This is a genomic window from Pseudomonas sp. LBUM1641 (assembly GCF_059716235.1).
In genome coordinates this window covers 254,532-266,067 of record NZ_CP166815.1, presented here as the reverse complement: position 1 = coordinate 266,067, position 11,536 = coordinate 254,532, and the positions used below count along the sequence as shown (strand labels likewise).

12 protein-coding genes are annotated in these 11,536 nt (G+C 60.5%); 1 reads left to right on the top strand and 11 read right to left on the bottom strand.

All coding sequences use genetic code 11. The features are described from left to right. Positions 1 to 49: 49 nt before the first annotated feature. Positions 50 to 1,210, top strand: coding sequence for an AAA family ATPase (locus ACA046_RS01150; protein WP_459025296.1), 1,161 nt, complete (start codon positions 50 to 52; stop codon positions 1,208 to 1,210). Between the two features lie 134 nt (positions 1,211 to 1,344). Here the strand turns inward: ACA046_RS01150 and ACA046_RS01145 are convergent, their stop codons facing one another. The 11 genes from ACA046_RS01145 to ACA046_RS01095 form a co-directional block, all read right to left on the bottom strand. After that, positions 1,345 to 2,220 carry a transporter substrate-binding domain-containing protein gene (locus ACA046_RS01145; protein ID WP_459025294.1) on the bottom strand — a complete coding sequence of 292 codons (876 nt, stop codon included), beginning with the start codon at positions 2,218 to 2,220 and terminating at the stop codon, positions 1,345 to 1,347. Then, on the bottom strand, positions 2,217 to 2,993 hold the full coding sequence (locus ACA046_RS01140) for an amino acid ABC transporter ATP-binding protein (RefSeq protein ID WP_497675745.1): 777 nt from the start codon (positions 2,991 to 2,993) through the stop codon (positions 2,217 to 2,219). Before ACA046_RS01140 ends, ACA046_RS01145 begins: the two co-directional genes overlap by 4 nt. After that, complete coding sequence (locus ACA046_RS01135; protein WP_063033610.1) at positions 2,990 to 3,649, bottom strand: amino acid ABC transporter permease; 660 nt, start codon at positions 3,647 to 3,649, stop codon at positions 2,990 to 2,992. The genes ACA046_RS01140 and ACA046_RS01135 overlap by 4 nt, the downstream gene beginning before the upstream one ends. Beyond that, a complete protein-coding gene (locus tag ACA046_RS01130; RefSeq protein WP_497675744.1) occupies positions 3,630 to 4,295 on the bottom strand; it encodes an amino acid ABC transporter permease in 666 nt (221 codons plus the stop codon). Before ACA046_RS01130 ends, ACA046_RS01135 begins: the two co-directional genes overlap by 20 nt. 560 nt (positions 4,296 to 4,855) lie before the next feature. Beyond that, entirely contained in the window at positions 4,856 to 5,638 is a 783-nt protein-coding gene (locus tag ACA046_RS01125; protein WP_497675743.1) for a MetQ/NlpA family ABC transporter substrate-binding protein, read from the bottom strand. Between the two features lie 148 nt (positions 5,639 to 5,786). After that, a complete protein-coding gene (locus ACA046_RS01120; protein WP_497675742.1) occupies positions 5,787 to 6,713 on the bottom strand; it encodes a sigma 54-interacting transcriptional regulator in 927 nt (308 codons plus the stop codon). Between the two features lie 48 nt (positions 6,714 to 6,761). Further along, on the bottom strand, positions 6,762 to 7,343 hold the full coding sequence (locus ACA046_RS01115) for an alpha/beta hydrolase (RefSeq protein ID WP_010168877.1): 582 nt from the start codon (positions 7,341 to 7,343) through the stop codon (positions 6,762 to 6,764). 1,059 nt (positions 7,344 to 8,402) lie between these two features. Then, positions 8,403 to 8,804, bottom strand: a complete 402-nt coding sequence (locus ACA046_RS01110) for an ExbD/TolR family protein (protein ID WP_003218118.1) — start codon at positions 8,802 to 8,804, stop codon at positions 8,403 to 8,405. 1 nt (position 8,805) lies between these two features. Continuing rightward, positions 8,806 to 9,531: a MotA/TolQ/ExbB proton channel family protein gene (locus tag ACA046_RS01105; RefSeq protein ID WP_143503593.1), complete on the bottom strand. Its 726-nt coding sequence runs from the start codon at positions 9,529 to 9,531 to the stop codon at positions 8,806 to 8,808. Positions 9,532 to 9,581: 50 nt separating this feature from the next. Continuing rightward, positions 9,582 to 10,391, bottom strand: coding sequence for an energy transducer TonB (locus tag ACA046_RS01100; protein ID WP_497675741.1), 810 nt, complete (start codon positions 10,389 to 10,391; stop codon positions 9,582 to 9,584). A gap of 240 nt (positions 10,392 to 10,631) precedes the next feature. Next, on the bottom strand, positions 10,632 to 11,483 hold the full coding sequence (locus tag ACA046_RS01095; protein WP_497675740.1) for a LysR family transcriptional regulator: 852 nt from the start codon (positions 11,481 to 11,483) through the stop codon (positions 10,632 to 10,634). Positions 11,484 to 11,536 lie beyond the last annotated feature (53 nt).

The window sequence follows — 11,536 nt, the reverse complement described above, 5'->3', positions numbered from 1 at the left end:
GCATGGAGAATCCCATACTCCAATGGTTCCCTCGCCGATAATTTTTCCCATGCTCAAGACCCTCGCGGTGGCCAATTACCGCTCGATCAACAAATTGGTGGTGCCGCTGGATCGGTTGAACCTGATCACCGGCCCCAATGGCAGCGGTAAATCCAACCTGTATCGCGCCCTGCGGCTGCTGGCGGAGACGGCCCAAGGCGGCGTGATCAACGCACTGGCCCGCGAAGGCGGGCTGGATTCGACCTTCTGGGCCGGGCCGGAAAACATCAGCCGGCGCATGCTCAGCGGCGAAGTCCCGGTAGAGCCCGTCGTGCGCCAGGGCGCCAAGCGCTTGCGCCTGGGATTTTCCGGGGAGGATTTCAGCTATGCGATTTCCCTGGGGTTGCCTGAGCCCGGCGCGTCTTATTTCTCCCTGGACCCTGAGATCAAGAAAGAATGCATCTGGGCCGGGCATGTGTTTCGCCCGGCGAGCCTGCTGGTACAGCGCTCCGGCCCGATGGTGCGCGCCCGCGATGGCCGAGCCTGGGATGTGCTGGCCCAGCACACGCCGAACTACCACAGCCTGTTCGACCAGGTCGGCAGCCTGCGGGGTTCGCCGGAGGTGTTGCTGCTGCGCGAAAGCATTCGTGGCTGGCGCTTTTATGATCACTTTCGCAGCGACGTCGACGCCCCGGTGCGCCAGCCGCAACTGGGCACACGCACGCCGGTGTTGCATCACGACGGTCGCGATTTGGCGGCGGCGTTGCAGACCATTCGCGAAATCGGCGACCCGGAAGCCTTGCAGCGGGCGATCAGCGATGCGTTTCCGGGCGCGCGGTTGAATATCGAGCCATTGCAGGGTGGACGCTTTGCCATCGAGTTTTATCAGGAAGGCTTGCTGCGGCCGTTATCGGCGGCGGAGCTGTCGGACGGGACCTTGCGCTATTTGCTGCTGGTGGCGGCGCTGCTGACGCCGAGGCCACCGACGATGATGGTACTGAACGAGCCGGAAACCAGTTTGCACCCGGACCTGTTGCCGGCGTTGGCGCGCCTGATCATCCAGGTGTCGCAGCAGTGTCAGGTGTGGGTGGTGTCCCATGCCAGCCGCTTGATTGCGGCGTTGCAGCAGGATGAAGGGTGTAATTCGATCGTGCTGGAGAAGGTGATGGGGCAGACGCAGGTGGTGGGGCAGCGGGTGCTGGATCAGCCGGCGTGGCATTGGCCGAGTTAGGCGGTGCCTGTGAGGGCCTCTTCGCGAGCAAGCCCGCTCCCACATTTGTCCGCATTCCAAAGGTGGAACTCGGTCGAATGTGGGAGCGGGCTTACTCGCGAAGACGGTAGATCAGTCACCCAACAGCTAACTGATCAACCCTGCCACTTCCCGCCTTCAACAATCACACTCTCAGGCTTGGTGTCATCGCTCAGCTCCTTGCGAACATACTGGTCGTACAGCTTGAGCAGATACTTCTCCTCGCCCAGCTTGGCCAGCTCGGCATTCACCCAATCCCGCAGTTCGATGTTGCCCTTCTTCACCGCCGGCGCAATCGGTGCTTCATCCCCCAGTTTCTGCTCCAGCACACGGTAGCCCGGGTTCTGCTTGGCCCAGCTGAACAGCACCAGGTTGTCCTGGGCATAGGCATCACCACGGCCAGCCGACAGCGCTTGCAGCGACTCGGAGTTTTTCTCGAACTTCAGCAGTTTCCAGTCCGGGTGGTTCTTGGTCAGCCAGATATCCGCGGTAGTGCCGGTGGTGACGATGGTGGTGCGGGTCGCCAGGTCGTCCAGGCTTTTCACCGGGCTGGCGTTGGCTACCAGTGCCTGCACTGCCACTTTCAGGTTCGGGTTGGTGAAGTCCACCGCTTCCTTGCGCTCAGGCGTCACGGTCATGTTGGCGAGGATCAGGTCGACCTTGTCGCTTTGCAGGAACGGGATGCGGCTCGCCGGTTCGACGGCAACGAATTCAACCTTGTTCTCGTCGCCCAGCAGGTCCTTGGCGAAGCGGCGGCCGATGTCGGTATCGAAGCCGACGTAGCGACCGGACTCATCCACAAAACCAAACGGCGGCTTGTCGGTAAACACGCCGACGATCAGCTTGTCCCGCGCCTTGATCTTATCGATGTAGCTCACCGCAGCCGGGGCCGGGGTGGCCGCAGCGGCCGTCTTGGCGGGCTCTTCGGATTTGTTGCAGCCGGCCAGCAGAGCGAGGCCGAACAGGGGGAATAACAACTTGGCAGTTTTCATAGCAGCTCCAATTCCTTGGTTCTTTTGGGCAGTGTTGAAACGAAGGAGAACTTCTCCAGGAACTGCTGCGCGCGTGCGGTTTGCGGGTTCGTAAAGAATGCCTCGGGGGTGTTTTGTTCGAGGATGCGGCCGGCCTCCATGAACACCACGCGGTCGGCGACGGCGCGGGCGAAGGCCATTTCATGGGTGACGATCAGCAGGGTCATGCCGTCCCGGGCCAGGCCCTGGATCACTTCCAGTACTTCCTTGACCATTTCCGGGTCGAGGGCGGCGGTGACTTCGTCAAACAGCATGACCTGCGGGTTCATGCACAACGAGCGGACGATGGCGATGCGTTGCTGCTGGCCGCCCGAGAGCTGGCGCGGATAGGCGTCACGCTTGTCTGAGAGGCCCACCCGTTCCAGCAATTTTTCAGCCTGGGCACGGGCTTCGCGGGGTTCGCGTTTTTGCACTTTCAGCGGGCCGAGCAAGATATTGTCGAGCACGCTCATGTGTGGGAACAGGTGATAACTCTGGAACACCATGCCCACGTCCTGGCGCACCTGGCGCCAGTCGGTGGCCTTAACCAGCAGCTCCTTGCCGGCAAAACGCAGGCTGCCGCTGTGGGCCACTTCCAGGCCATTGAGGCACCGCAGCAAGGTGCTTTTGCCGCAACCGCTGGGGCCAAGGATCACCACCACTTCGCCGCTTTGCACGCTCAGGTCGATGCCCTTGAGCACCTGCTGGTCGCCGAAGTATTTGTTGAAACCCTGAAACTCGATCAATGCGCTCATGCTTGGGCCCAGCGCCGTTCCAGCACCTTGGAGGCGGCCGACAACGGGTAGCAGATAAAGAAGAAAAACAGGAACAGCGCGCCGTAGATCAACACCGACTCGTAGGTGCGCTCGATGATTTGCTGGCCGACCTTGATCACGTCCACCACGCCGATCAGCACCGCCAGGGAGCTGGTCTTGATGATGCGGGTGTAGACGTTGATGGTCGGCGGGGTCATGCGTTTCAGGGCCTGGGGCAGCAATACGTAGCCGTACAGTTGCGGGTCTGACAGGCCAATCGACAGGCCGGCTTCACGCTGGCCGCGGGGCAACGAATGCAAGGCACCGCGCACCACTTCGCCGACTTCACTGGCGCCCCACAGCGACAACACCAGCACCGCGCACCAAAAGCTCGGGATACTCAGGCCAAAGAAAATCGGCAGGCCGAAGAACAGCAGGTACAGCCACACCAGCACCGGGATCGCGCGGAACAGCTCCAGGTAAATTCGCAGCACCAGGTTGATCGCTTTTGAATTCAGCGTGCGCAGCACGCCATACAACACGCCGCCGACGGTACTGAAGGCAATGCTCAAGAATGAGATCGACAGGGTTTGCGCAGCGCCCTTGCCCAGTTGCGGCAACGACACCCAGAGTAATTCAAGACCCGAACTGGCCATGCTGGAGCCTCCTTTCAAGGCGGCTGAGCAGCAGCGACAACGGCAGGAATAACAGCACGCAGATCAGCGTCAGCACTGCGAGCATTTCATAGGTTTTGTAATAAAGGGCGATGTAGCTTTTGGTGGTGTAGAGAATTTCCGGCACCGCCACCGCCGACACGATGGTGGTTTCCTTGAGCAGGAAAATGAAGTTCGCAAACAGCGCTGGCAGGCTGAGGATCCCCGCTTGGGGCAGGATCACATGCCGCAGCAGCTGCCAGTGGGACAGGCCGATGGACTTGCCGGACTCGATCTGCGCCAGCGGCACCGCCTCGACCCCGGCGCGCAGCACTTCCGTGAGGTAGGCGCCGCCGAGAAAGGTCATGGTGATGATCGCCGCCCAGAACCCGGAAATGTTCAAGCCCAGGGCCGGCAACGCGAAGTAGACAAAAAACAGTTGGATCAGCAGCGGTGTGTTGCGCGCCAGCTCGACGTACAGCGCCACCAGGCGCCAGACGTAGGGCGTGCGAAATACCAGCAGCGCAGCATTGATCAAGGCCACCACTAACGAGGTGCCGATGGCGATCAGGCCGACTTGCAAGGTCACGGCCACGGCCTTGAGAAACGCAGGCAGCGTGCTGAGGATAAATGCGTAATCGAAGGTCATCTGAAATCCCTGACGCCGCAGGGGTAATGCGGCGTTGGTGCGGTCCGGTTCAGCGTGGGTAACGCCGAGTAGCGCCGACTTTAAAGGTATAAAAAGTAAAATTTAAATACCGAAATAGCATATTGATATCACCCAAATAGATAACCGGCGGATTCGCGGTGCAGGCGGATGACAGCTACTGTTCCCGGGGAGGTAGGAAGGGTCTTTTTATCGGTGCTGCACTTCAGGGACAGGCAGCGCATGGCCAGACTGAGGGCCAATCAACAGGCGAGGGAATGAGCGATGAAAAAAGCAAAACCGATTGATCCGCAGGAGCTGGTGAAGTGGCTGGTAGCGCTGCGCAGGGCCATCAATAGCCGGAATATCTGAGCTGATGCTGTACCCAATGTGGGAGCGGGCTTGCTCGCGAATGCGGTGTATCAGTCAGCAGATGTGTTGGCTGACCCACCGCATTCGCGAGCAAGCCCGCTCCCACATTTCGATTGCATTCCAGCCATAAAAAACGCCGACGCTCTAGAAGCCGTCGGCGTTTAAACCTTGAAGGAGGTTTTGGGGCTCGATCAGAACGCCGGCACGACGGCGCCGTTGTATTTCTTCTCGATGAAAGCTTTTACTTCAGGGCTGGTCAGGGCTTTGGCCAGCTTCTGGATCGCGTCGCTGTCTTTGTTGTCCGGGCGGGCAACCAGGAAGTTCACGTACGGCGACTTGGCGTCTTCGATGATCAGTGCATCTTTGGCAGGGTTCAGACCCGCTTCCAGGGCGTAGTTAGTGTTGATCAGGTCCAGGTCAACCTGGTCCAGTACGCGTGGCAGCAGCGCCGATTCCAGCTCTTTGAATTTCAGGTTTTTCGGGTTGCTGGCGATGTCTTTCGGCGTGGCCAGGGCGTTGGTTGGATCTTTCAGGGTGATCACGCCAGCCTTTTGCAGCAGCAGCAAGGCACGACCGGAGTTACTGCCTTCGTTCGGGATGGCCACGGTGGCGCCATCTTTCAGCTCAGAGATATTTTTGATCTTTTTCGAGTAACCACCGAAGGGCTCAACGTGCACACCGATCACGGTGACCAGGTTGGTGCCTTTACCCTTGTTGAAGTTTTCCAGGTACGGCAGGGTCTGGAAGTAGTTGGCGTCCAGACGCTTCTCGGCAACCTGCACGTTCGGCTGCACGTAGTCGGTGAAGACTTTGATTTCCAGGTCCACGCCTTCTTTGGCCAGGGCCGGCTTGACCAGCTCAAGGATCTCGGCATGCGGGATCGGAGTGGCCGCAACTACCAGCTTCTCGTTGGCTTGGGCGAAGCTCGCAGTCAGGGCAGCCGCCAGTGCGGTAAACAACAGAACCTTTTTCATGCAGTGTCCTTATCGAAAATCCGGGTCGTCTGGGACGGCCGCTTTTTTAGTGGATGCCAGCGAAGTGCTATCGCGGCGTGAAGCGGACAATACCGAGGTTTTTTATTCCAGAACAATACTTTTTATTCACTTTGATATTCCATTTTGTTCATGTAGACGCCAACCCCTCCAGTAGACGCTTCAGCGCACTGCGCTCGGCCTCGGTGCCGCTACTGAGGATCTGCCGCGCGTGATGTTCGATCTGCGTCACCGACGGCAGCGGCAGGTTCAAATGCTCCGGCAAAATTTCGTCGCCACTGCTGACCAACAGGGCAAAGTGAATCACGTTCTCCAACTCCCGCGTGTTCCCCGGCCAGGTGTGATGCTCCAACACACGCTGGGCCTCGTCGCTGATCAGCGGCACCGGCAGGTCGAGGCGCTGGCTGTAGATGCCGAGGAAATACTCGGCCAGTGACAGGATATCGCCCACCCGCTCGCGCAGTGCCGGCAACTCCAACTGGCCTTCGCTGAGGTAATGGAACAAGCGCTCGTGAAACTTGCCGGCCGCTACGGCCTGGGCGAGGTCGATACTGGTGGCGGCCACCAGCCGCACATCCACCGGGCTTGGCTGATGGGCCCCGACGCGAGTGACTTCATGGTTTTCCAGCGCCGCCAGCAACTTGACCTGGATCGGCAACGGCAGGTCGCCGATTTCATCCAGGTACAACGTGCCGCCGTTGGCCGAGCCAAACCAGCCGGCACGGCTACTGGCTGCACCGCTGTGGCTGCCTGCGGCATAGCCGAACAACTCGGCGTCGGCGTAAGTCGGGCTGATGGCGCCGCAATTCACCGAGACAAACAAACCGGTACGGTCGCTGCCACGGTGGATATGCCGCGCGAGCAATTCCTTGCCGCTGCCGGTTTCGCCACGGATCAACACGGGCAAGGCACGGGGGGCGAGGTTTTCGAGGTCTTCGCGCAGTTGCCGCGAACGTGGGTCGACAAATACCAGCGCCTTGGCACGAATGCTCAGGGGGCTTTTTTCGGCGTCGGGGAAGGTCAGCAGGGGCTGACCGAAGGTTTCATGCAGGCTCATGGCAGACTCCCGCCCCATCCACGAAGGGGAAGGGGCGTTTAAAAAATTTTATGCACGGCGCCGGGAGTGATGTTCCAGGCGATTTTGCAGGCGATAGAGGTAGGCGAAACCCTGTTCCCAGCGTTGATGGCCGGACTTCACATTGATATGCCCGGCCCCTGCGAGAATCCCCGCTTCGGCGCCCCAGTTACGCGCCAGTTCCAGGGCGCGGGTGGCGCTGACGGCGCTGTCGTTGTCGGAGCTGACGACCTGGCTTGGGAACGGCAGCAGGTCACTGGGGATGGGCGCAAAGTTACGCAGGGCGGGAGCGCAGGCAGGGCGTTCGACATCGGCCGGGGCCACCAGCAGAGCGCCGCGTACCTGACGCAGGAACTGCACCGGTGCGGTGGCGGCCCAATGGGCGACGGTGATGCAGCCCAGGCTATGGGCGATCAGAATCACCGGGGTGCTGTCGGCGGCGATGGCTTCGGCCAGTGCGGCCACCCAGTCTTCGCGGCGCGGGGTGAGCCAGTCGGCCTGCTCTACGCGCGCGCTGTTGGGCAGGCTGTTCTGCCAATGACTTTGCCAATGATCTTCTGGCGATCCTTGCCAGCCCGGCACGATCAGATAACGAATCGACTCGCTGTGCATGGGTGTGCCCTCCTGCAGCGTTTAACGTTGTGGGTCAGTATAGGCACGGGGTATATATTCGTTAAGGAATAAGAAGCTATTTATTAATAACCAAAATGCTTGTTTGAGGGTGGGGGGGGGATTTAGGGGGTTGGGGGTACATATCCGTTATTTAGGTAACGGCTTCGATTGGTTCCGCTCTTACAGCGGCTCACTTTTGAAGAGCGCAAAAGTAAGCAAAACGCTCTTGCCCCACCACTCGGCACCTCGCCTAGGCTCGGTGTGCCCTCAGCTCCGGCAGCACGAAGCGGGCCGCCGCGACGGGGCGTCCCTGCCCCGTCGCGGCTAAACCGGCGTCCTGCCGGTTTACCCGCTCCGTACTGCCTACGTTCGGCCAGCGTGGTTTAACGGGGCGCCTAAGATCAAGATCAAAAGCAGATCAAAAGCCAGAGCACAGCGGCCTACCGGCCGGCTTGAGTGTGGTGAAGCAACAGCAACAGCAACAGCAACAGCAAAATCAGAAGCTAAAGCGGGCACGGTCCGAATGTGGGAGCGGGCTTGCTCGCGAAGGTCGTTAACGATGACGCTGGCATCCTGATTCAACACGGCGCCCTCAGGTTTTTCGCGAGCAAGCTCGCTCCTACAGAAAAGCAGCTCTGTTTTTGCTTTTACCACTCAAGCCGGCCTGTAGGCCGCTGTGCTCTTGCTTTTGATCTGCTTGTGATCTTGATCTGCGGGCCCCGTTAACCACGATGGCCGCAAGTAGGCACGGTGGAGCGGGTAAATCGGCAGGGAAGCCGATTTAGCCGCGCCGGGCCATGGATGGCCCGTCGCGGCGGCCCGCGGAATCGGGCCGGAGTGCGGGCATGCCGAGCCCAGGCGAGGCACCGAGTGGTGGGCCAAAGACCTTTTGGTTACTTTTGGGGCGTTTGCCAAAAGTGACCCGCTGTAAGAGCGGAACCAATCGAAGCCATCACCCAAATAACGGATATGTACCCAGCCCCCCAAAAAACCAAAGCCAAAAAAAAAGGCCGCACCCTGCCAAGGAAACGGCCAAAAAAATCGTCGAGGCATTTGAAACTAACGTGCAGTAATCACCGACAGCTTGGTAATCCCCGCGCGCTCGATAGACGCCATGGCTCGCGCCACTTCGCCATAATTAACTCCATCGTCAGCCTGCAGTTGCACCCGAACATCCGGGTCCTTGGCCTTGGCCGACTGCAAGTTGAATTCCAGCAAATCCGGCTGGATTTCATCCTTGTTGATAAACAGTTTGCCGGCAGCATCAATACTCACCACCAGCGGGTCTTTCTGCTCCACCGGCGCCACGGCCTCAGTCTTGGGCAGGTTGATCGGAATCGCATTGGTCAACAACGGCGCCGTGACGATAAACACCACCAGCAGCACCAACATCACATCCACCAACGGCGTGACGTTGATCTCACTCAGCACCTCATCGCTGTCTTGCGTGGAGAAGGCCATCTCAGGACGCCTCCTTCACTTTTTGCACGCCGCCCTGGGCACCGGCCTTGCTCAACGTCGGGTGCAGCAGCACACGGAACGAGTTCTTCTGCGCCAGGCTGTAGAAGTCATGGGCAAAGTCGTCCAGGTCCGCAGCCGTGAGTTTCAGGCGACGCAGGAAGTAGTTGTAAACCAGCACCGCCGGCACCGCGACGGCGATACCCACACCGGTGGCGACCAACGCGGCACCAATCGGCCCGGCCACGGTTTCGAGGCTGGCGGAGCCGGCGGCACTGATGCCTTTCAAGGCTTCCATGATCCCCCAAACGGTACCGAACAGACCGATAAACGGCGAGGTGCTGCCGATACTCGCAACCACGGCCAGGCCGGTTTCCAGGGAGCGGCGCTCACGCACAATTTGTTGGCGCAGTGCACGTTCGAGGCGGTCCTGATGATTGATCGCCTGGCTCAGGTCAGCAGCGTGTGGCGCCTCACCCACCTGAATCGCGGCGTAACCGGCCTGGGCCACACGAGCGGCAGCGCCCGGCTTGGTTTCAGCCAGTTCAGCGGCCGAATCCAGACTAGAGGCCGCCCAGAACTGTTTATGAAATTTGCGATCCTGGGACTTGAGGCGGCCGAACTGGACGCCCTTGAGCAGGGCCAGGCCCCAGGTGGCGACCGAAAAAACCACCAGCAGCCAGATCACCGCGCTTTCGATGGACTCAGTTGGAGATGCTAATGCCATGATGTATTCCCTCTGTGCAGGTCGCGATGTGTCCGACACACCGCATCCAATAATTAATGAATCTTGAAATCGATCGGTACGCTGACCCAGCCGTCCTGGGCCACATCGCCCTGCTTGGCCGGTACAAAACTCCAGCGCTTCACGGCAGCCAGTGCGGCTTCGTCGAGCTGCTGGCGACCACTGCTTTTCTGAATCTGGATCTCACCCGGTTTGCCGGTAGCCAACACATGCACCCGCAACAACACCGTGCCTTCCCAACCCCGGCGCTGGGCCAGTGACGGGTATTCGGGCGCCGGGTTCTTCAGGTACGCGGCGTTGGCCGAGGCCGGTGTTACCGGCGCTGGCGCAGGCGGTGCGGGTGCTGGAGCCGGTGGCGCAGGTACAGGCGGTGCGGGCGGCTGCTCGGCGACCGGTTTCGGTGCGGGCTTGGGCACAGGCTTGGGTACCGGCTTGGGTTTCGGAATCTTTTTCGGCGCCGGCTTGGCGGCCAATTCATCAACCACCGGTGGCGGTGGCTCGACAACCGGTGATGGCGGCGGTGGCGGCACGGGCGGTGGCGGCTCCACAACCGGCGGCGCCGGCTGGGAAAATTCGATCGTCATTGGCGGAATTTCCGGCGGCACAATCGGCAGCACCGGGGTTGGCTTCTGGCTGACCCAATAGATCACCGCACCATGCAAGGCCAACGCGAGAATCCCCAACAGGATCGCTTCACGCCGACTCAGCACACCCTTGGGGGTTTTCTGCGTACGCAACTGCCCCAACGGCGCGCGATGCGGCCGGCCAAGGTCGACCAACTCACCACCCGGTGCGTGGCGCCATTGCGCCTCTTGTGCACTGGCGGCGGTCTGGACATTGCCCATTGATTAACTCCCCTGCGGTCTTAAGCAAAAAAACCGACGGGCCTGCCTTGGCGGCCGTCGAGGGCTGAATCATCGGGGCCAGACGCTTATCTCTTAAAGTAATCTTTAAAGTTATAGATAGATCTAAATTGAATATCCGAAACATCCAGAAACGCCGAAGCCACGGCCTGCGTGGCCTGGCGCCGAGGCGCAAAATCCGAATGCTTTTGAGGCATACAAAATATTCACTGAAGGCATGGCTCAGCGGGGGTTACTGGCACATAAATCCTGCAATTGGCGCAGCAACGCCTGCCCCGCCGCGCCCAGGCCATTGCGGCCATACAGCGCCAGCCGCACGCCCTGCACCGCCGGCAAACCGCTGTCTGCGCCCAACACCACATGCCCGGGCTGCACGACCCGCACCGGCAGCAAGCTGATTCCCAGCCCCGCCGCCACCGCCGAACACACGCTGGCCAGGCTCGCGCTGGAATAACCGATGCGCCAGCGCCAGCCACCCACCTCCAGGTGATGCAACATTTCATTGCGATACAGGCCACCGGCAGGAAACGCCACCAGCGGCAACGGATCACGTCCCAGGGATGGCGCGCTGCGGCTGTCGACCCAGCACAACGGCTCTGGCCAAGACGCCAGGCAGTCATCACTGTCGCCCATCTGCTTGACCAGCAGCACGTCGAATTCACCGCCGCGATAATCCCGCAGCAACTCCGGCCCCAAGCCGCTGGTGACTTCCAGGCGTACCCGCGGATAAGCCTGCACAAACGCCGACAGCAATGGCATCAAGCGCTCAGCCGCAAAGTCCTCGGGCACCGCGAGGCGCAGCACGCCATCGCTCTGCTGGTTGATCAGCACGTCAGCCGCCTCTTCGTGCAGCGCCAGGATGCGCCGCGCATAAGCCAGCAAGCGTTCGCCCTCCACCGTGGCCACCACGCGACGCTGATCGCGGTCGAGCACCTGGCTGCCGAGTGCCTCTTCGAGGCGGCGGATCTGTTGGCTGACCGTGGACTGGGTCAGATGCAGGCGCTCGGCCGCGCGGGTGAAATTGCCGCAATCGACGACGGCAACAAAGCTGCGCAATAAGACGGGATCGAACATGGGCCCCACCATTCCATTTGCCACTGATTGGCATGGTTATATTTAATTTCAGA